Source organism: Pseudomonas sp. C5pp (assembly GCF_000814065.1).
GTDB classification, from domain to species: Bacteria; Pseudomonadota; Gammaproteobacteria; order Pseudomonadales; family Pseudomonadaceae; genus Aquipseudomonas; species Aquipseudomonas asiatica.
Genome location: NZ_JWLN01000012.1, coordinates 21,601 through 41,096 on the forward strand (window position 1 = coordinate 21,601; position 19,496 = coordinate 41,096).

Sequence of the window (19,496 nt, forward strand, 5' to 3'; positions counted from 1 at the left end):
GCGGCTTTAGCCGCGAAGAATCCAACGCGGTGCATGGCACCGGCTGCGCCGGTGTTCGCGGCTAAAGCCGCTCCCACAAAGGTCCCGCTGGCAACCTGTGGATGCGTCAGAACAACTGCCAGGTGTACACCAGCGTCAAACGGTTCTCGTCGATGTCGCTGCGGTAGTTGGACCGGGCCATGGCATTGCGCACCCGTATCCCCAACCCCTTCAGCACACCGCCCTGCACCGCATAACCGATGTCCAGGTCGCGCTCGCGGTCGCGCCCTTCGTAACCCAGCCCGGTATCGACATTGTTACCGGTTATGTAGCGCACGGTCGCGGTCAGCCCCGGCACGCCCATGGCCGCGAAGTTGTAGTCGTAGCGCACCTGGTACGAGCGTTCGTCGGTGTAGGCGAACTCATAGGTCGGTACTTCGTTACCCAGCGGCGAGATGTTGGCGAACACCCGTGGGAAGGGGCTGTCGCCATAAATGCCCTGGTAGCCGGCATGGAAGCTGTGCCCGCCATGCCGGGCAGTGAACATCGAAAAGAACGCCTGGTTGTCGATGGTGCCGAGCAACGCATCGCCGTCCTCGCGCGCGGTGAAATACCCCAGGTTGGCACTGAGCACCCAGTTGCCCAGGGGCTTGCTGTGCTTGAGGCCGACAAAGCCCTGTTCGTAGATGTCCTCCAGCTGCCCATACCACAGGCTGACGCTACTCTGGTTGGCATTGAACGCATAGTCCCCGCCCAGGTAGTTGAAGGCGTCGCTTTCTACCTGGCGGATCGGCACATGGCCGAGCATGGCGTTCATCTTGCCGTCACCGCCTTCGTTGCGCAGGTGGGTGCTTGCCAGGTGCCCAGCCTGCACGGTCAGGCCGTCGATTTCCGCCGAGCTCAGACTGGCGCCCTGGTAGGTCGGTGGCAACAGGCGGATGTCGCTGAAGGTCAGCACCGGCAGGTTGGGTTGCAGTTCGCCGACGCGCAATTCGGTTTTGGACAGCCGGGCCTTGAAGGTGGGCGCGATGCGGCTGTATTCGTCGGCGGCGCGGCCATCGCCGTGCACCGGCAGCAACCCGGTGTTGGTGCGGTCTGGGCTGCTGTCGAGCTTGATGCCCAGCAGGCCCAGGGCATCAATGCCAAAGCCGACCGTGCCCGGGGTGTAGCCCGACTTGAAGTCGAGGATGAAGCCCTGGGCCCACTCCTCGGCCTTGGATTGCCGGTTTGCCCCGACGATGTCGGAGAAGTCGCGGCTGAAGTAGTAGTTACGGGCACTCAGGGTGGCCTTCGAATCTTCGAAGAAGCCGCCTTCGGCGGCCAGCAACGGTTGGCTGAGCAAAGTCAGGCCCAGGGCGACGCAAGGGGTGTGGTTCATTCCGAAGCTCTCTTGATCTTGTTTTTATGGGTAAAGCGTTGGAAGCACGGCGGTTCATGGGGTACGGCGCAGCACCTCCCGAGCACGTGGCTGGCGCAGCCTGAGCAACCCATGGCTCAGCAGGCCGAACAGCAGGCCCCAGAAAGCTGCCGACAGCCCCAGGAAGGCCACCCCCGAAGCGGTGACCAGGAAGGTGAACAGCCCGGCATCGCGCTCGGTTGGTTCCGCCAGGCTGCGGGCCAGGGCTTCGCTGATGGCGCCATACAGGGCCAGCCCGGCCAGGGCGGCGATCAGGGCGGCGGGGAATGCTGCGAACAGCGACATCAGCGTGGCCCCGGCGATCCCCAGCAGCAGGTACAGCGCACTGCCAGCCACCGCCGCGACATAGCGCCGCCGTGGGTTTTCATGGGCCTCATGACCGGTGCACAGGCTGGCGGTGACCGCCGCCAGGTTCAGCCCGTGGCAACCGAACGGCGCCAGCGCGGCACCGGCCAGGGCGCTAGCGCTGATGATCGGGCTGGCCGGCGTGGGGTAGGCGGCGTTGCGCAGTACTGCCATGCCCGGCATGAACTGCCCGGTAAGGGCCACCAGCACCAGCGGCAGTGCCAGGCTGAATACCGCTGCCAGGCTGAACTGCGGGGTGACCCACTGCGGCGACGCCAGCTCCAGCACCAATGCCTCGCTGCGAAACGCCCCGCTGGCCACGGTCACCAGCGTGCCCACGCACAGCACCGCCGCCACGGCGTAGCGCGGCTGCACCCGGCGCATCAGCACGTAGGTGACGAACATCGCCAGTACCAGCAGCGGTTGCACCGGCAAGGCACGGAACACCTCGATGCCGAAGCTGAACAGGATGCCGGCCTGCATGCCGGCGGCGATGGAGCCCGGCAGGCGCGCGATGATACGGTCGAAGGCCCCGCTGATGCCGATCACCAGCAGGACCAGGTTGGCTACCAGGTAGGCGCCAACGGCCTGTTCCAGGCCCAGTTGCGGCAAGGCGGTGACCAGCAGCGCCGAGCCAGGGATCGACCAGGCGATCACCACCGGCACCCGGTAGCGCAGGCTGAGCAGCGCGCCGAGTACGGCACTGCCCATGGACACTGCCCAGACCCAGGAGGACAGTTGCCGATGGGACAGGCCGGCGGCTTCTGCGGCGTGGAAGATGATCACCAAGGGGCCTGCGTAGGAGATCATCGTGGCGATGCAGCCGGCGACCAGGGCCGATAGTGAGCAGTCCTTGATCAGGGTTTTCATGGCACCTCTCGCAAGGCATCTGGCCGGGCTAGGTGACCGGCTCTTGTTCTTGTGTTGCCTTCTTCGCGGGTAAACCCGCTCCCACAGGGACTACACAGGTTCCAGCATTTGCGCCGTACCTGTGGGAGCGGGTTCACCCGCGAAGAAGCCAACCCGGTGGATCAGGCCTCCTGCAAGGCCCGCGGCCGCCCACTGCGCTGCTCATCCGCACCGCCCTGGGCCCGCTGCAACTGGAAGTCGAACTTCAGCTCGGCATGCCGCCCCGCCTCGCCCTCGACGAACACCACCTCGCCCACCAGCCCATCCCGCGTGGCATAGGCAAAGTCATCCCACAGGTATTTGTCTCCGGCCAGGTTGATCTGCGTGGTCAGGTGTCGGTACCCCGGTGCCGAGATGAAGAAGTGCACATGCGCCGGACGCTGGCCGTGACGGCCGAGCAGGTCCAGGCACTCCTGGGTCGGCCCCTGTGGATCGCAGCCATACCCGGACGGCACGATGGAGCGTGCGCGGTAGCGGCCTTCGCCATCGGTGATGATGCGCCGGCGCAGGTTGTACTCGGACTGGCTCTGGTCGAAGAACGAATAGGTGCCACGGGTATTGGCATGCCACAGGTCAACCGTGGCCCCAGGCAACGGCCGCCCTTGTGGGTCGAGCACCTGGCCCTCGAGGTACATCGGCGTGGCCACGCCCTCCTCGCTACCGTCATCCATGCGTACTTCACCTTCGGCGATCGGCGCGCCGGCCACGTACAGCGGGCCTTCGATGGTGCGTGGAGTGCCGCCGACAAGGCCTGCCTGCTGGTCCTTGGCATCCTGCAGCAGGTCGAGGAAGTGCTCGATGCCCAACCCAGCCACCAGCAACCCGGCCTCGCCGCGGCCACCCAGGCGGTTGAGGTAGTCAACGGCATACCAGAACTCGTCTTCGCTGATTTCCAGGTCTTCGATCAGCCGCGCGGTGTCTTGCAGCACGCGTTGCACGATGCGCTTCAGGCGCGGGCTGCCGGCATCGTTGCCAAAGCCTGCGGCCTCTTCGAAGAACTGCTGTACCTCGGCAGTGTGGGAAATTTTCACGGTCATGATGGTTTACCTCATGTTGTTTTTCTGGAGTTACGCCTGTGCCGCAACCGCCTGGGCGTGCCGACGGCCGCTGGCCAGGTGCACGGCCATGGCCAGCGCGGCAATTGCGCCAGGGATGGCGAATGCGATGAAATTGAGCTGCAGGGGCAAGTTGATGCCCATCAGCGCACCACCCAGCAGCGGGCCGACGATGGCGCCGTTGCGGCCGATGCCCGAGGCCCAGCCCAGCCCGGTGGAACGCACCGATAGCCCGTACAGTTGAGCGGCGCCGGCATACAGCAGGATCTGCGTGCCGATGGTGGTGGCGCCGGCAATGAAGATCAGCAGGTACAGCACCGGCATGGGGCTGTTGACGCCCAGCAGGCTGATCGACAGCGCGGCGGCGATGAAGAACGCCACTTTGACTTTGACCAGGCTGTAACGGTCGCCCAGCCAGCCACCGAGAATCGCCCCGGCCATGCCACCGAAGTTCAGCGCCAGCAGGAACGACAGGCTCGAGCCCAGGCTGTAGCCGGCGTTGGCCATCAGCTTCGGCAGCCAGGAGCTGAGCGCGTAGACCATCAGCAGGCAGCAGAAGAACGCCAGCCACAGCGCCAGGGTGCGAATGGCCAGGCCGTTGCGGAACAGCTCCAGCACCGACGCCCCGCCGCCTTTGCGGTCGGCCGCCTGCAGCACATCGTCCGCCTGCACGTCGCAATTCGGGTCCAGCCGCTTGAGCAACTTGCGGGCCTCGTCGGTACGGCCCTGGCGTACCAGGAAACCGATCGATTCAGGGAGGTAGTACAGGATTACCGGCAACAACAGCAGTGGCACCGCTGCGGCGAAGAACATCGATTCCCAGCCGAAACGCGGCAGCATGAAGATGCCGACACCCGCCGAGAGCATGCCGCCCAGCGAGTAGCCACTGAACATGATCGCTACCAGCGTGCTGCGCAGTCGCTTGGGCGCGTACTCGTTCATCAGGGCCACGGCGTTGGGCATCAGGCCGCCACAGCCCAGGCCGGCAATGAAACGGTAGATGCCGAACTCGCTCGGGCTGCTGGCAAACCCGTTGAGGATGGTTGCCCCGGAGAACAAGGCGAAACAGATGGCGATGCCTTTCTTGCGCCCGATGCGGTCGGCCAGGCTGCCGAACGCCAGGGCGCCGAACATCATGCCGAACAGCGCATAGCTGCCCAGTGCACCGGCCTGCAACGGGGTCAGGCCCCACTCTTTCATGATGACCGGCAGTACCACGCCGTAGATGAACAGGTCATAGCCGTCGAAGATCAGCAGCAGGCCGCACCAGGCCATGACCATCCAGTGGAACGGGGTAAAGCGCGCGTTATCGATGATCGGGTGTACGTCAAGGGTTCGCATGGCATCTGTCGCTCTTGTTTTTGTTGTGAAAGAAAGCTTTTTGCCTTGGGGTGTCGCTCAGCCGAGGTCGCCGCCCCCTACCGGCAAGGTCACGCCGGTGATGTACGAGGCTTCGTCGGAAGCCAGGAACAGGATTGCGCCCACCTGCTCGTCGATGCTGCCGTAGCGGTGCATCAGGCTGCTGTCGAGGGTCTGGTCGACGATCTGCTGGTACCAGTGTTTTTCCTGTTCGGTCTGCTCGGCACTGTTGCGCGGTACGCGCCGGGGTGGCGCTTCGGTGCCGCCGGGAGCAGTGGCGTTGACTCGGATGCCACGGCCGGCGGTTTCAAAGGCCAGGCACGCAGTCAGCGCGTTGACGCCACCCTTGGCTGCGCCGTAGGGCACGCGGTTGACGCCACGGGTGGCGATGGACGAGACGTTGACGATGGCGCCGCTGCCACGTTCGAGCATGTATGGCAGTGCGGCATGGCAGCACCACAGGGTGGGGAACAGCGAACGGCGTACTTCGGCTTCGATCTGGTCCACTTCGTAGTGTTCGAAGGGCTTGGCCCAGATGGTGCCGCCAACGTTGTTGACCAGGATGTCGAGGCGGCCGAACGCTTCAACCGCGTTGGCCATGACCCTGGCGCAGTCACCATATTGTTCCAGGTCGGCGGTGAGGGTGAGCATGCCCTCGCTGGCCAGTTCGTGAACCAGTTCGGAGCGGTCTACCGCTATCACTTGCGCGCCTTCGGCCTTGAGCCGCCAGCACACGCCACGGCCGATGCCTTGGGCGGCACCGGTGACCAGGGCGACCTTGCCTTGGAATCGGTTGTTCATATGCAAATCTCCGCTAGCCCGCGATCCCTGTGGGAGCGGGTTTACCCGCGAATGCGTCCGACAAGACAAAACCGCTGTACCTGCCGGCCTCTTCGCGGGTGAACCCGCTCCCACAGAAGTAGTGTTATGTTCGGATGAAGGAAATCAGGCCGCCGCCGCGAACTTCTCGTAGTAGAAGTTCGCCGGTGTAATGCCCTGCTCGCGCACGTACTGGCTGACCGCCTCGACCATCGGTGGCGGGCCGCACAGGTACACATCCACATCGCCATCGTTGAGGTGGCGCGGTTCGATGTGCTGGGTCACGTAGCCCTTCTGCGGGTACTGGCTGTCGGGGTTGGCCACGCAGGCACTGAAGGTGAAGTTGGGGATGCGCGCCGCCAGCGCCTGCAGGCGGTCGAGTTCGACCAGGTCGAAGTCGTTGGTCACGCCGTAGATCAGGTGCAGCGGGTGCTCGCTGCCCTGCTCGGCGATCTTCTCCAGCATCGCCGTGAACGGCGCCAGGCCGGTGCCACCGGCCAGCAGCAACAGCGGACGCTGGATCGGCCGCAGGTAGAAGCTGCCCAGCGGCCCGGCCAGGGACATGCTGTCGCCGGCCTTGGCCAGGTTGGTCAGGAAACTGCTCATCAACCCACCCGGCACGTTGCGGATCAGGAAGCTGACCTCGCCGTCCTTCTGCAGCGAGCTGAACGAATAGGCTCGGCTCTGCTCGCTGCCCGGCACCTTGAGGTTGACATATTGCCCCGGCAGGAAGGCCAGGCGGCTAAGGGATTCACCCTTGATCGACAGGGCAATGGTGCTGGCCGACAGTTGGCGGACATCACTGATGGCGGCCTCGAAACTGGCCTGTTCGGTCTTGCACAGCTGCGACGAGGCCGGGATGCGGATGACGCAGTCGCTCTCGGCGCGCATCTGGCAGGTCAGTACGTAACCTTCGGCGATTTCATCTTCGCTCAGGGCATCTTCGATGAAGTTGTCGCCCAGGTCGTAGCGGCCGGACTCGGCCTTGCACTTGCAGGTACCGCAGGCGCCGTCGCGGCAGTCCAGCGGGATGTTGATGCCCTGGCGGTAGGCGGCGTCGGCCACGGTTTCATGGCCGGTGGCCTCGATGAAGCGGGTAACCCCGTCTTCGAAATTCAGTGCGATCTGGTAGCTCATGTTGCACCTCGCGGGCGAGCCGGGCCACGGCACGTCGCAGGACGCACCGGGCAGCGCTCGCAAAACCCTGGATCAGATGTGGTAGATGTCGATGACCTGGCGAACGTAGTCGTTCTTCAGCACCACCTTCTTGGCCTTGATCAGCGGCTGCTCGCCGCGCAGGTCGAGGGTGTAGAAGCTGGTGCCGAAGTAACTGTCGGTGGTCTTGTAGCGGAAGCTCAGGGTGTGCCAGTTGAAGCGCACCTGGCAGCTGCCCTCGCCCTGCTCGACGATCTCGATGTTGCTGATGTTGTGCGAGGTGCGGGTGTCGGGCACGGTCGCACTGGAGCGCTCGGTCTTGATGCGGAACACCCGGTCTTCCAGGCCGCCACGGTTGCCGTACCAGATCAGCGAGATTTCGCTTTGTGGGTCTTCGGTGAGGGTGTCGTCATCGTCCCAGCTCGGCATCCAGAAGGTGCAATCGCTGGCGTACATTTCCAGCCACTGATCCCACTGGGCGTCATCCAGGTAACGCGCTTCGCGGAAAAGGAAGTCGCGCACGGTTGCATACAGGCTCATTGCACGGCCTCCACGGGGATCAGTTGCTGTTCATCCTTCAAGGCCTGGATCATGGTTTCCTGCCAGTACTTGTGCTGCAGCACGAACAGGCCTTCGTCCTCGGTGCGTACGCCCGACAGCAGCGGCTTGAGTTCGATTTCCCGGGCCGCCTCGTCGGCGCCTTCCACCCAGTGTTCAGCGCCGCGGGACATGTCGTTCCAGCCGGTACCGCCGCCGTAGCCGGTCTGGCACGAGCGGAACTCTTCCAGGTCGTCGGGGGTGGCCATGCCGCTGACGTTGAAGAAGTCTTCGTACTGGCGAATGCGCTTGGCGCGGGCATCGGCGCTCTCGCCTTTCGGTGCGATGCAGTAGATGGTGATTTCGGTCTTGTTCACCGAAATCGGCCGTGCGATGCGGATCTGCGAGCTGAACTGGTCCATCAGGTACACGTTCGGGTACAGGCACAGGTTGCGCGAGTTCTCGATCATCCAGTCGGCACGGGCCTGGCCGAAGTCGGCGGCCAGCTGGTCGCGGCGCTCGTAGGCCGGGCGGTCCTCGGGGTTGGCCCAGCGGGTCCACAGCAGCAGGTGGCCGTGGTCGAAGGAGTAGAAGCCCCCGCCCTGCTTGGCCCAGGCGCCAGCGCTCATGGTCTTGATCTCGTCACCCGCCTCGCGCTGCTTGCGCTGGTTCTGGGTGGCGGCATAGTTCCAGTGCACGGAGCTGACGTGGTAGCCGTCGGCGCCGTTCTCGGCGGTTAGCTTCCAGTTGCCTTCGTAGATGTACGAACTGGCGCCGCGCAGCACTTCCAGGCCTTCCGGCGACTGGTCGACGATCATGTCGATGATCTTGGCCGACTCGCCCAGGTGCTCGACCAACGGCTTGACGTCGGCCTTCAGGCTGCCGAACAGGAAGCCACGGTACGACTCGAAGCGTGCCACCTTGGTCAGGTCGTGGGAGCCGTCGCAGTTGAAGCTGTCGGGGTAGCCAGCGTTGCTTGGGTCTTTGACCTTGAGCAGCTTGCCGCTGTTGTTGAAGGTCCAGCCGTGGAACGGGCAGGTGTAGCTGGAGCGGTTGCCGCGCTTGTGCCGGCAGAGCATGGCGCCGCGGTGGCTGCAGGCGTTGAGGAAGGCATTGAGTTCACCGTCCTTGTTGCGCGCGATGAAAATCGGCTGGCGCCCCATGGTCAGGGTGAGGAAGTCGTTTTTCTCGGGTATCTGGCTTTCATGGGCCAGGTAGATCCAGTTGCCCTCGAAGATGTGTTTCATCTCCAGGTCGAACAGGCGTGGGTCGGTGAACATCTCGCGCTTGCAGCGGTAGATGCCCTTTTCACGGTCGTCCTCGAGCAAGGCATTGAGGTAGTCGAATCCCAGGGACATGGCCAGGGTCTCCCTTGTTATTGTTTAGACCTGGTCAGGTTAGGGAGACGGCTGGCGGGGGACTATCCGGATTGTGCAGAGTGTTATCCAAAATGCTCATGCGGGTGGGCGCACTCATGCAAGCCATTGCACAGCCCGCGCCGCTTGAACGTCTGCGAAGGCAGCTCACCAAACTGCTGCCGGTACACCTCCGAGAACCGCCCCAGATGCAGGAATCCGTAATCCAGGGCCAGCTCGGTCACACTACGTACGCCACAAGTCGGGTCGCTCAGGCACGCATGCACCCGCTCCAGCTTACGCTGGCGCACGTAATGCTTTGGCGTGATGCCCAAGTGCTGGTCAAACAACGCATACAACGAGCGCAAGCTCATGCAGGCCTGCTCTGCCAGTACCTCAGCCGACAACTCCAGCTTCAGGTTGCGCTCGATGTAGTCAAGAATGCGCTCAAGCCCCGCTTGCGGCCCGCTCAGGCATTCGCGACGGATATTGGTACTCATCAGGGTCAGCAGCTTGCTGGCGACGATCTGGCTGTAGTGGCCCTGCACCCTGGGCAGCGAATCGCTCACCTCTGCTTCCTGGCAGACCATGGCCAGCAGGTTGACGAACCCGTCCAGCTCGTCCAGCCGGTAATGGTTGCGCAAGAACCGCACCCCGCCATCAGGGCGGTGCCAGCGCTGTTCGTCGCAGATCGAGTCCAGTAGCCGGGTCGGCACCTTGAGGATGAATTTCTCGCAGTCTTCCGAGTAAGTCAGGTCAACCGGGTCGTCAGGGTTGATCAACAATAGCTCGCCCGGCACCAGGTGATGCTCGCGCTTGTGCCCGCGCCACAGGCAGTTGCCGTTGAGCAGCACCTGCAGGTGGTAGATGGTTTCCAGTGCCGGCGAGGTAACGCGCACGCTGCCGCCGTAGCTGATGCGGCAAAGGTCCAGCTCAGCGAACTTGCGGTGGCTGAGGCTGGCTTGCGGATGAGTGGTGCGAGACAAACCGATGCAATGCTGGCCTACGTGCTGGTTGACATAATCGGACACAGCATAAGGGTCGGCGTGATGAAACACGCTACTGCGCTCGCTCAGCAGGCGGCTTTCCATAGGCAAGGTTACCCGGATCGTTATTGTTCTGGTTGCCGCATCCTACGGCCCGGCGGGCTGTGGTTGCGGTCGTCACGGTCATTCTACCGAGCCGGTTGCGGGTCGCGGGGGCAGGCGACAACCGGTGGATGGGCACACTTAAGCAAAAAGGCGGGGGTTGGGCAATGCGACCTTGGGAATGGATGGGCGGATAGCGAACAGTAAGGACAGGTCAGTGTTCGTTTATCGAACGGCTCAGGCAACCCGGCACCGCTCACTTCACTGCACCGGCAGGAAGTTCATCAACAGCAAGCTTTGCGCATAATTCAACCCAATTCGTCGATAACGCTCATCCAGCAACTCCGCCAGCAAGTCCAGCCGTGCCACGATCTTGCCGAACTCCACGGCAAAACTCAGGTTGCTGCCCTCTTCCGAGATCTCGTTGGAGAACAACAGCAGCACACCATTGGCATCCTGCCGTTGGCTCAACATCCAAGTGGCCTTCTCGATATTGCGGGCCGCGTTGTTGACGAACAGCGGGTCGATGGTATCGGTCATGTAGAAGTCGGTACGGCCGCCGTGCGCGGTAATCAGCATGCTGCCGATGGCGTAGATGAACGCACCGACCCTGTCACCGCGAAACTCGGGGCTCAGGGCATAGCTCAAGGCTGCCAGGTCGCGACGGTTGCCCAATTGCGGCAAGGGCTGGCGTTGTTCGATGGCGATACGGATCTGCCGCTCGGCAGTGGCAGCGTCCACGTAGCCGGACAGCTTCCACTGGTTGGGGTTGCGCAGGTACAGCTTGTTCATCAGCAGGTACAAGCTCTGCAGGTTGTCGCGCATGGATAGCGTGGCCAGGCGGTCGACGCTGGTCTGGAACAGCTCGCTTGGCTTGCCGTTGCCGAACTGGTCGAGCACGTCGCGGCCCTGCTGCTGGGTGCAGGCGCACAGGCATGTGAGGGCGCCTGCCATTAGCACGCGGGGGAAGAATTTTGGCTTGCTTGCAACCATCGGCACCGGGTCGATATTCGGCGGCCGCACCGTGGATCAGTGTGGCCTGGCCAAGCATAGAGCCCGGAAATTGGAAAAAGTGCTATGTGCGCCAATTATGAGGAGCTCGATGAACTGACATCACGTGGATACGCCATACGTCAGGATGACGCCGTACGATGGCAGATTGACTGCGCAAAATGCCGCGCCGGTCATGCCCATACGGTAATCCATCAGGCATTCACTCAAAGCTCCAACAGATCAACCTCGCAGTCTTGCTAGTTTACCCTTTGTTTCGAGGGGCTAATAATTTTCCTGTAGAGAATTCTATGGAATAGCTATCTATATCATGGCAGCAGACGCCTGCTTGCCCTTCAATGCATCGGTATACACATGAAAAAAGAACTTGCAATCTCCAGGCACGCGAAGTTTGACAACACTATCCATTTGAGGTTGCTGGGCTATTTGGGTCTCGTTTCCTGGGGGTCAACCAAACACATCAAATCGATAGAATACACTCTGTATTCAAATGACATCCCCTCAGGGAGCGAGGTGCAAGAACGAATATTCACTACAGGGTGCTCGTTCACCCAAGTGAAACACGAGCCCAAGAATCAATACCATGGCAAGGTAGTCATCTCCTACCAGGATGGTACAACCGAAGAGCACGTCTCCAAAAAAATTTCGATTACCGATATAGAAATACCGTCGATCAGCACCTCCTCCAACCCCTCTGCACGCGTAAAATACTTTTCCACGAAAGAGAACTTCAGGCCTTCGCCCGATTGCAGCTATTATATTGAAATTCAATTCGAAACGGACGGTTTGGAACGCTTCCGCAAAGACGACCCGCTGCGCGCCATCCAAGACAAGGTTGGCCACCTTGAGTTGACAAAAAATCCGGTTCGTCGTCAGGATCTGTACAGCATCACGCAAACAATTGAAATAGCGGACATGCTGTCGATCACCCAAATTTTGAGCAAGCTGGACTACGTGAGGTATGCAGCCCTGACACCAACGCCTCATTCGCTGAACGCCAAATCGCCGGACTTCGATAACACGACTGAGAAGCTGCCAGTCACCGAACTCAACAGCGACCAGACTCCGGACTTCACAGACAGGCAGGGCTACCTTGATGCAATATCAGCCACCGGTCAATTGGGCATGAACGTGAGAGAAGCCTGGCGGCAATCGGTTGGTTCACACGCCACCGTAAGGCATCTAGACTTTGGTGTATATGAGGACCATGAAGACCTGAAAGGGCACATTACGATTGCAACCAATGGCAAGAGCAACAAGGAGCATGGCACAGCCTCCACAGGCGTAATTGCAGCCATGGACAATGGTGTTGGCATCAAAGGCGTTGCACACGACTGTAACTTCATCTATTACGATAAAGGTACAACCATGGAGCCCATTCTGGATGATGTATTGCCTGGCGATATTGTCAGCCTGGATATCCAGACCGCAGACGCCTACCCCATCATCGCTTATTGGAGTTGGTGGAGCAAAATAAAAGCGGTGGTTGAACGCGGTGGCATCGTGTTCATGGCGGCGGGTAACGGCCTTTCCGATTTGGCCTGGCTGATTGAAAAGAACCTGATGGAAGATTTTGGCGACAGTGGCGCTTTCCTGGTGGCGGCATGTCAAGATTCAGATGGCCGCATTCAGGGCTATTCCAATTACAACCATTATGGACTACTGGTTAACTCCTGGGGCAGCCCCAGGGTGGTCACCACTGGTTATGGTGACCTCTTCAGCCCAGACAGCAGCCATACCAGGGATTACACAGCACGGTTCGCCGGGACCTCGAGCGCGCTGCCTCTGGTAGTCGGCGTCGCTGCGCTGCTGCAGTCCTACAGCATCGAACAATTCAACCTCTGCCTAACAGCCAAGGAGTTGGTCGCTATTCTTGCAAAGACCGGATACACAGAAGGCAGCCAAGACAAAATTGGCCACAGGCCGAACGCCGAGGCTGCTTTTGCCTACCTGCATGAACTCGTTTCAGCATCATCAGCAATAAATTGATTTAGCTTGCAGCACCTGCCGTGCTGATCGTGGAGCGCCCCACGAACAGCACGGCACCGTTGCTGCACAAGTTACATGGCGTGACGCAACATCTCCACCACCTGCGCATGCAGCGCCGGGTCGCCACAGGCCACCACGCACCCGCCATTCTGTGCGCTGCTGCCATCCCACGCCGTGATCACCCCGCCCGCCCCTTCGATGATCGGCATCAGCGCCTGCACGTCATATGGCTGCAGGCTCGCCTCGACAATCACGTCGACGAACCCGGAAGCCAGCATGCAATAGGCATAGCAATCGCCACCGTAACGCATCAGGCGCGCCTTGCCGGCAACGGCCTCGAACGCGGCCTTGCGCGCGGCGGTATCGAACATGTCCGGCGTGGTGCACATCAACGTGGCGGAGGCCAGGTCGGCACAGGCACGGGCCTTCAACGGCGCACCGCTGCGCCAGGCGCCTTCCGGCGTTCCGACAAAGCGTTCGCCGGTGAACGGCTGGTTCATCACCCCGACCACCGGGCGGGTGCCGTCGTTCAGGGCAATCAGCGTGCCCCACAGCGGCAGGCCGGTGATGAAGGCGCGGGTGCCGTCGATCGGGTCGAGCACCCAGGTCAGCGGGCTGCTACCGACTGCCACGCCGGCTTCTTCACCGAGGATGCCATGGTCGGGATAGCGGGCCTGGATCAGCTCGCGCATGGCGTCCTCGGCTGCCTTGTCGGCCACGGTCACCGGGTCGTACAGGCGCCCACCCTTGTCCTCGACGTCCAGGCTGGCGCGAAAGTATGGCTTGATCGCCACGGCAGCGGCATCGGCCAGCTGCTCGGCAAAAGCGCGGAATTCGCCGATCTGTTCAGCACTCAGGGACATGGGGCGGGCCTCGTGAAAATGATGGGGCCCGCATCATACCCGACACGCCGTGCCGCGCCAGCCTCCGCCAGGCAGCTCATGCGCCCTGCGCGGTCTAGACTGAACAAGACCAGATCACCGGGGGGCTGCCACACGTGGAGGTGTGAGATGAGCCAGTTCAAGCGTCTGTTCGTCATGCTCGGCCCGCAGATGCGCCACACGCCAGCGCTGCAACGCGCTGCGGCGCTTGCGGAATCCAGCGGTGCGTTGCTGGATATCAACGTGTTCGTCGACGATGTCGACACCTTCGGTTTGATGAGCGATAGCCGCGAGCGGGAACGGCTGCTCAGTGACAACCGCCAATGGCTGGCGGACGAAGCCGAGCAACTGGCCAACGCCGGCCTGGATGTATCTACCGAACTGCTGCTGACCCGCGACCCGCTGAGCAGTGTGCTGGAACGGGTCGAGCGCCTGGGCTGCGACCTGCTGATCAAGGATGTGCAGCACGAACCGGTGCTCAAGCGCTTGCTAGTAACGCCACTGGACTGGCAGTTGCTGAAGGACAGCCCGGTCGCCGTGCACCTGGTCAGCGATATCCGCCTGCCCCTGCCCCGGCAGATTGCCGCCGCGGTGGACCTGAACAGCCATGGCGCAGGCGAGCATCTGGATGAGCAGGTGATCCGCTGCGCCCATGCCTTGGCCCTGCAGTGCAATGCCGAGTTGCACCTGCTGCATGTGTGCGACGCGGCCAAGACACACATTGCCGACTTCGGCGCTGGCACGGTGACCATGCCCGGCTTCGATGTCAGCGTGCGCACCGCGCAGCGGGCGGCGTTCAACCGGCTGGGCGACCACCACCAGATCCCGCTGGAGCGCAGGCACTTCCTGGAAGGGGCCGCGATCAAGGCGATTGCCCAGTTCGTCGGCCACAGCCGGGCGGATGTGATCGTGATGGGCAGCCACCGGCATGATGCCATGCAGACGTTCCTGGGCGGGACCACGGCGCATGTGCTGGAACATCCGCTGTGCAATGTGTTGGCGATCAAGGCGGTTCGGTGAGAGCTGCTGCGCCTGAACTGGCCCCTTCGCGGGCACGCCCGCTCCCACAGGTCATGCAAAAAGCCTGAGCCTGTGACGAACCTGTGGGAGCGGGCGTGCCCGCGAAGAATCCAGCACAAATTCCACGTGGTATCTGGTACACCAGTGCCACATAAAAAGAATGCATTTGATAATGATTCGTAGTAGTTTCTCGGCGCTTGCCCACCCTACCCTCAGCGCCCTACTCCAGGATCGTACCGTCGATGCGTCGCACGTTCGTTTCGCTTTGTGTGCTTCATGCTGTCTCTCCGCTGGCCTTTGCCGAGCCTGAACCGCTCAGCGAACCCACCCAGATCGAACTCCAGGCCCTGAACATCACCAGCAGCGCCGATAGCGAACGTGCCGATGGCCCGGTCGAGGGTTACAAGGCTACCCGCTCGGCCAGCGCCACTCGCACCGACACTGCCCTGCACGAAACCCCGCAATCGGTCAGCGTGGTGCCCAAGGATGTACTGGAAGACACCGGCGCCACGCGTCTGCAGGACGGCCTGGACTACGCCGGCGGCGTTGGCCGCGCCAACAACTTCGGCGGCCAGGGCCTGACCACCTTCACCGTGCGTGGCTTCACCACCGGCGAGTTCTACCGCAACGGTTTCCCGATCAACCGCGGCTACCCCAACGCCCCCGACGCCAACACCGTCGAACGCCTGGAAGTGATCCGTGGCCCGGCCAGCAGCCTGTACGGCCGTGGCGACCCAGGCGGCACCTTCAACGTGGTCAGCAAGCAGCCGCTGCAAGAGTCGAAAGTCACCCTGGGCAGCCAGTTCGATGACCAGGGCATGCACCGCGCTACCCTGGACGCTACCGGGCCGCTGAATCAGGACGGCTCGCTGGCCTACCGCCTGAACCTGCTGGGTGAAGGCGGCGAAAGCTTCCGTGACGATGTGGAAAGCGAGCGCTATGACCTGGCGCCTGTAGTCAGCTGGCAGGTCAACGACAGCACGAAGATCGTCTTCGAGGGCGACTTCATGCGCAACAACCATCCGTTGGACCGTGGCCTGACCCGCCTGCCCGGCCAGCTCGGCACAGCTTCGCGCGACACCAACATCTGGGAAAAGGGCAGCGACAACCTGCTGCACAATGACAACAACATGGCCCAGGTGCGCTTCGAGCACCTGCTCAACGACAACTGGACGCTGGGCGGTGGCATGCAGTGGCTCGACGGTTCGCTCAAGGGCAACGCCGTGGAGGCCAACGCATTGCAGGCTGACGGTCGCACGCTGGGGCGCAACTTCAACTACCGCAAACTGGAGTGGACCGACCGCGACTACCAGCTCAACCTCACCGGCCACTTCGACACCGGCGGCTACGCTCATACACTGCTGACGGGCATCGAGTACGAAGACTACGACTACAACTCGATCATCCAGCGCTCGGCCAGCGGTGCCGATAAGTACCCGATTGACATCTTCGACCCGGTACTGGGCCAGCCACGCCCTGCCCTGACCCGCACCACCACCCATGACAAGGAAAACCTGAAGACCTGGGCGGCATTCATCCAGGACCAAGTGGCCCTGACCGAGCGACTGAAGGCGCTGGCGGGTGTGCGCTTCGAGCGCTTCGAGCACGATTACGACGACAAGCTGCCGACCAACCGCGACTTCAGCAAGGGCGAAAACGGCGTCACCCCACGCTTCGGCCTGATCTACGACCTGACCGATACGGTTGCGGTCTATGCCAACACCGCGCGCTCGTTCAAGCCCAACACCGGCACGCCAAGCGGAGGTGGAGGCTTCGACCCGGAGAAAGGCAAGTCCTACGAACTGGGTGTGAAATGGGAGGCACTCGACCGCCAGCTGAGCATCGACGCGGCGATCTATCACATCGTCAAAGAGAACGTCCTGGCGCGCGACCCGAACGACTCAACCGGTACCTACAGTATTGCGGCCGGTGAAGTGCGCAGCCGTGGCCTGGACATCAACATCGCCGGCAACCTGACGCCAGAGTGGCGCGTGATCGGTGGCTATGCCTACGTGGACGCCGAAGTCACCCAGGATACGACCCTGCCCAAGGGCACGCGCCTGGCCAACATCCCGCGCAACAGTTTCAGCCTGCTGAACACCTACGAGTTCCAGGATGGCCTGGCCAAGGGGCTGGGGTTGGGGGTTGGGGTGAAGTACGTGGATGATCGCGCCGGCCAGACGGCAGCCACGACCTACACCATGGAGCGCTACAGCGTGGTGGACCTGCTGAGCTTCTACAAGGTCAACGAACACGTGCGGCTTAACCTGGACGTGAAGAACGTGTTCAACAAGGGCTATGACGAGGGCGCGTTCAACAACTACGTCTACCCGGGTGCGCCGCGGACGGTGCAGGCTGGCGTTTCGTATACCTTCTGACCGTTCCTGGGGCTGCTTTGCAGCCCATCGCGACACAAGGCCGCTCCTACAAGGAAACCGCGATCTCCTGTAGGAGCGGCCTTGTGTCGCGATGGGCCGCAAAGCGGCCCCCGGGGGGTCAGAACCCTTTGCTGTAGAACAGCGAGTACGACTCGATGCCGTCGTTAGGCTGCTTGAGCCCCGCGTTGGAGTAATGCATCGCGCGGATCCCCACCTTCTGCTCCCCCGGCAGTTTCAGGCCGAAGCCGATGCGGTCTTCGAAGTTGACCGACGAGCCCAGGCGCTGGTCGCCCACGTCGGTCTTGGAAAACGCCGCCAAACCAATGCCGGCCTCGATGTACGGGGTGTAGGTAAAACCGCTGAACTCGTAGGTGAACACCGGGCTGAACGACAGCGAGTGTGCACCACTGGCCTCACCGCCTTCCCAATAGGTGTAGGCCGCATCCCAGTATCCGGTCAGATGACCGGTGCTGCTTTCCAGCCATTTCTTGTCCCAGTCGAACGACAGGCCAATACGGTAGGTCATGTCACCTTGGCCAGTGGCGCCAACGGCGCCGCTCACCTGCGCTGCCTGGGCCAGATTCGCCCCGGCAAAGGCCAGCACTGCAGCAGCCAGCGAAGCTGCTAGACGGGTTTTCATCAATGACTTCTCCTGATGGTCTATACGGCAAGCGGGGGCTTGAGCCCCTCGATCTTATGCGGTGACCGGATGCATCCACACCGGTCACAGGAAGTAATACTTTTCTGATTATCGTCCAGATAAACAGAAAAGTATTACTTCCTGTGACCGGTGTGGATGCATCCGGTCACAGGAAGTAATACTTTTCTGATTATCGTCCAGATAAACAGAAAGTTGAAAGTGAATTGCCACCATTGGCTAATACCCTGCGCCAGCATCTGCCATGCCGAGCAGCAGCACTCAGTCGTATTCCGCTTCTTCGTGCTCGCCCAACAGGCGCCTTTGCCTGGGTGTGGCCTCCTCCAGTACCTGCGGGTTGAAACGCCAGTTCAGGTATGGCGAAAACTTCTGCGCGACCATGCGCCGGCCATAGTGCACTTGAAGCATGTCGCGCTGGCGTGATTGGGTGCAGTTGGCCCCGCCGCTATGCCAGACATCGCTGCGAAACACCAGCGCGTCCCCTGCCTTGCACAGAACCGGCTGGGCCTCACGGCCCTGCCAGTGTTGCTCGCCAGCCTGCGGTGGCCGTGCCGCGCGGTGGCTGCCAGGCACAATCCAGGTCGGCCCGATTTGATGGTCGATATCGCTGAGGTACAGTTGCGCAGTCAGGATCTGCGGGGGCTGGGTGAAGTCGCCGCGCTCGCTGAGCCAGTCGGGCAACTGCATGGGCAAATGGTCCAGGTGCAGGGCCATGCCGGGGTAGCCCGGGTGGCTGCGCCAGGCGGTCTGGCCGATCACATGGCAGTCGGTGCCCAATGCCGCTTCGGCCAGGGCAATCAGCGGCGGCAAGTCGAGAAAGGGTAACCACAGCGGGTTGCGGTTGAACACGCACTTGTAGTGTTCCAGCAGCCCCTGGTAATCCCAGTGGATGGGCTGCAGGTCATCGATGGCGCAGCGCAGCAAGGCGATACGCAAGGGTTCGAGCACACCGGGGAGCAACACATAGCCCCGCTCGTCCAACATCTCCAGCTGAAGATCCAGGCTCATGGCGATGTGCTCCTTTCAGGCAGGAGCACATCTGTACTCCTGCCCGTTTTTCCATCAACGCCAGTTCAGGTTCACGGTGGTGGGGGTCTTGCCATTCACGGTCACCAATTGCTGCACCGTCTCACCCTGGGCGTTGCCAGTCACTTTGTATTTGCCGGGAGGCAACTGCACGTATAGCAGCGGCCCGGCATCCGTAAGACTGAGCACGGGCTGGCCCTGTGCATTCTGGATGTCGACGGTAGCACCGCTCTGGAACTTGCCTTCCGGGCCGGTGGAGAGTTCTACGTGCAGGTCATAGCCCGGGGTCTTGCGCAGGGCGTTGGCTTCATCCTGGCCGATGCCGCCTTGCAGGTAGCGGACGCCGTTCTGCTCCTGCTGTTGCAGTTGCACGGCCTGCATGTCGATGGGGGCATTGTGGTCGGAGGCGGCCGCCAGGGTCCATGGCAGCGCCAGGGCGATCAGCAGCGCCGCGCCGAGGGTATAGTGATGGTTACGCATGGTACGACCCTCCTTTCGAGGATGGCTTACCTATT

The 19,496-nt window shown here is 62.0% G+C and carries 17 protein-coding genes; 3 read left to right on the forward strand and 14 right to left on the reverse strand.

Features of this window, described 5'->3' with window-relative positions:
* Window positions 1–106: 106 nt before the first annotated feature.
* The 10 genes from RR51_RS11900 to RR51_RS11945 form a co-directional block, all read right to left on the reverse strand.
* The gene (locus RR51_RS11900) at window positions 107–1,357 is read right to left on the reverse strand and encodes an OprD family porin (RefSeq protein WP_039613612.1); all 1,251 of its coding nucleotides are present in this window, start codon (window positions 1,355–1,357) and stop codon (window positions 107–109) included.
* 54 nt (window positions 1,358–1,411) lie between these two features.
* On the reverse strand, window positions 1,412–2,611 hold the full coding sequence (locus RR51_RS11905) for a benzoate/H(+) symporter BenE family transporter (RefSeq protein ID WP_039613613.1): 1,200 nt from the start codon (window positions 2,609–2,611) through the stop codon (window positions 1,412–1,414).
* 161 nt (window positions 2,612–2,772) lie between these two features.
* Complete coding sequence (catA, locus tag RR51_RS11910) at window positions 2,773–3,687, reverse strand: catechol 1,2-dioxygenase (RefSeq protein ID WP_039613614.1); 915 nt, start codon at window positions 3,685–3,687, stop codon at window positions 2,773–2,775.
* Between the two features lie 30 nt (window positions 3,688–3,717).
* Window positions 3,718–5,046 (reverse strand): MFS transporter, encoded by a 1,329-nt coding sequence (locus tag RR51_RS11915; RefSeq protein ID WP_039613615.1) that lies wholly within the window; start codon window positions 5,044–5,046, stop codon window positions 3,718–3,720.
* Window positions 5,047–5,103: 57 nt separating this feature from the next.
* Entirely contained in the window at window positions 5,104–5,865 is a 762-nt protein-coding gene (locus RR51_RS11920) for a 1,6-dihydroxycyclohexa-2,4-diene-1-carboxylate dehydrogenase (RefSeq protein WP_013972676.1), read from the reverse strand.
* A 144-nt stretch (window positions 5,866–6,009) separates the two neighbouring features.
* Entirely contained in the window at window positions 6,010–7,020 is a 1,011-nt protein-coding gene (benC, locus tag RR51_RS11925; protein ID WP_039613616.1) for a benzoate 1,2-dioxygenase electron transfer component BenC, read from the reverse strand.
* Window positions 7,021–7,092: 72 nt separating this feature from the next.
* On the reverse strand, window positions 7,093–7,578 hold the full coding sequence (gene benB, locus RR51_RS11930) for a benzoate 1,2-dioxygenase small subunit (RefSeq protein ID WP_013972678.1): 486 nt from the start codon (window positions 7,576–7,578) through the stop codon (window positions 7,093–7,095).
* The gene (gene benA / locus RR51_RS11935) at window positions 7,575–8,933 is read right to left on the reverse strand and encodes a benzoate 1,2-dioxygenase large subunit (RefSeq protein WP_039613617.1); all 1,359 of its coding nucleotides are present in this window, start codon (window positions 8,931–8,933) and stop codon (window positions 7,575–7,577) included. Before benA ends, benB begins: the two co-directional genes overlap by 4 nt.
* A gap of 83 nt (window positions 8,934–9,016) precedes the next feature.
* Window positions 9,017–10,021, reverse strand: a complete 1,005-nt coding sequence (gene benR, locus RR51_RS11940; RefSeq protein WP_052261055.1) for a benABC operon transcriptional activator BenR — start codon at window positions 10,019–10,021, stop codon at window positions 9,017–9,019.
* A gap of 258 nt (window positions 10,022–10,279) precedes the next feature.
* Window positions 10,280–11,011 (reverse strand): hypothetical protein, encoded by a 732-nt coding sequence (locus RR51_RS11945; protein WP_039613707.1) that lies wholly within the window; start codon window positions 11,009–11,011, stop codon window positions 10,280–10,282.
* A gap of 372 nt (window positions 11,012–11,383) precedes the next feature.
* Here RR51_RS11945 and RR51_RS28515 point away from each other — a divergent pair, with 372 nt between their 5' ends.
* Complete coding sequence (locus RR51_RS28515) at window positions 11,384–13,018, forward strand: S8 family serine peptidase (protein WP_052261056.1); 1,635 nt, start codon at window positions 11,384–11,386, stop codon at window positions 13,016–13,018.
* A 71-nt stretch (window positions 13,019–13,089) separates the two neighbouring features.
* On the opposite strand, the gene hisN is transcribed toward RR51_RS28515, so the two are convergent.
* Window positions 13,090–13,881 (reverse strand): histidinol-phosphatase, encoded by a 792-nt coding sequence (hisN, locus tag RR51_RS11955; RefSeq protein WP_039613618.1) that lies wholly within the window; start codon window positions 13,879–13,881, stop codon window positions 13,090–13,092.
* A gap of 147 nt (window positions 13,882–14,028) precedes the next feature.
* Between hisN and RR51_RS11960 the strand changes: the two genes are divergently transcribed.
* Window positions 14,029–14,919 carry a universal stress protein gene (locus RR51_RS11960; protein WP_013972683.1) on the forward strand — a complete coding sequence of 297 codons (891 nt, stop codon included), beginning with the start codon at window positions 14,029–14,031 and terminating at the stop codon, window positions 14,917–14,919.
* Between the two features lie 242 nt (window positions 14,920–15,161).
* Window positions 15,162–17,297 (forward strand): TonB-dependent siderophore receptor, encoded by a 2,136-nt coding sequence (locus RR51_RS11965; RefSeq protein ID WP_039613619.1) that lies wholly within the window; start codon window positions 15,162–15,164, stop codon window positions 17,295–17,297.
* Window positions 17,298–17,415: 118 nt separating this feature from the next.
* Here the strand turns inward: RR51_RS11965 and RR51_RS11970 are convergent, their stop codons facing one another.
* From RR51_RS11970 to RR51_RS11980, 3 genes are all read right to left on the reverse strand, one after another.
* Window positions 17,416–17,937 carry an acyloxyacyl hydrolase gene (locus RR51_RS11970; protein WP_015270391.1) on the reverse strand — a complete coding sequence of 174 codons (522 nt, stop codon included), beginning with the start codon at window positions 17,935–17,937 and terminating at the stop codon, window positions 17,416–17,418.
* 279 nt (window positions 17,938–18,216) lie between these two features.
* Window positions 18,217–18,963, reverse strand: a complete 747-nt coding sequence (locus RR51_RS11975) for a phytanoyl-CoA dioxygenase family protein (protein ID WP_039613620.1) — start codon at window positions 18,961–18,963, stop codon at window positions 18,217–18,219.
* Between the two features lie 54 nt (window positions 18,964–19,017).
* Complete coding sequence (locus tag RR51_RS11980; RefSeq protein ID WP_039613621.1) at window positions 19,018–19,461, reverse strand: hypothetical protein; 444 nt, start codon at window positions 19,459–19,461, stop codon at window positions 19,018–19,020.
* Between the last annotated feature and the right edge of the window lie 35 nt (window positions 19,462–19,496).

What these genes read in the sequence shown, in the direction of transcription:
- RR51_RS11945 (WP_039613707.1), bottom strand. Translation starts at nt 11,011, where the DNA reads ATGGTTGCAAGCAAGCCAAAATTCTTCCCCCGCGTGCTAATGGCAGGC.
- RR51_RS28515 (WP_052261056.1), top strand. Translation starts at nt 11,384, where the DNA reads ATGAAAAAAGAACTTGCAATCTCCAGGCACGCGAAGTTTGACAACACT.
- RR51_RS11975 (WP_039613620.1), bottom strand. Translation starts at nt 18,963, where the DNA reads ATGAGCCTGGATCTTCAGCTGGAGATGTTGGACGAGCGGGGCTATGTG.
- RR51_RS11915 (WP_039613615.1), bottom strand. Translation starts at nt 5,046, where the DNA reads ATGCGAACCCTTGACGTACACCCGATCATCGATAACGCGCGCTTTACC.
- RR51_RS11980 (WP_039613621.1), bottom strand. Translation starts at nt 19,461, where the DNA reads ATGCGTAACCATCACTATACCCTCGGCGCGGCGCTGCTGATCGCCCTG.
- catA (WP_039613614.1), bottom strand. Translation starts at nt 3,687, where the DNA reads ATGACCGTGAAAATTTCCCACACTGCCGAGGTACAGCAGTTCTTCGAA.
- benC (WP_039613616.1), bottom strand. Translation starts at nt 7,020, where the DNA reads ATGAGCTACCAGATCGCACTGAATTTCGAAGACGGGGTTACCCGCTTC.
- RR51_RS11905 (WP_039613613.1), bottom strand. Translation starts at nt 2,611, where the DNA reads ATGAAAACCCTGATCAAGGACTGCTCACTATCGGCCCTGGTCGCCGGC.
- RR51_RS11900 (WP_039613612.1), bottom strand. Translation starts at nt 1,357, where the DNA reads ATGAACCACACCCCTTGCGTCGCCCTGGGCCTGACTTTGCTCAGCCAA.
- RR51_RS11970 (WP_015270391.1), bottom strand. Translation starts at nt 17,937, where the DNA reads ATGAAAACCCGTCTAGCAGCTTCGCTGGCTGCTGCAGTGCTGGCCTTT.
- benB (WP_013972678.1), bottom strand. Translation starts at nt 7,578, where the DNA reads ATGAGCCTGTATGCAACCGTGCGCGACTTCCTTTTCCGCGAAGCGCGT.
- RR51_RS11960 (WP_013972683.1), top strand. Translation starts at nt 14,029, where the DNA reads ATGAGCCAGTTCAAGCGTCTGTTCGTCATGCTCGGCCCGCAGATGCGC.
- benA (WP_039613617.1), bottom strand. Translation starts at nt 8,933, where the DNA reads ATGTCCCTGGGATTCGACTACCTCAATGCCTTGCTCGAGGACGACCGT.
- RR51_RS11965 (WP_039613619.1), top strand. Translation starts at nt 15,162, where the DNA reads ATGCGTCGCACGTTCGTTTCGCTTTGTGTGCTTCATGCTGTCTCTCCG.
- benR (WP_052261055.1), bottom strand. Translation starts at nt 10,021, where the DNA reads ATGGAAAGCCGCCTGCTGAGCGAGCGCAGTAGCGTGTTTCATCACGCC.
- hisN (WP_039613618.1), bottom strand. Translation starts at nt 13,881, where the DNA reads ATGTCCCTGAGTGCTGAACAGATCGGCGAATTCCGCGCTTTTGCCGAG.
- RR51_RS11920 (WP_013972676.1), bottom strand. Translation starts at nt 5,865, where the DNA reads ATGAACAACCGATTCCAAGGCAAGGTCGCCCTGGTCACCGGTGCCGCC.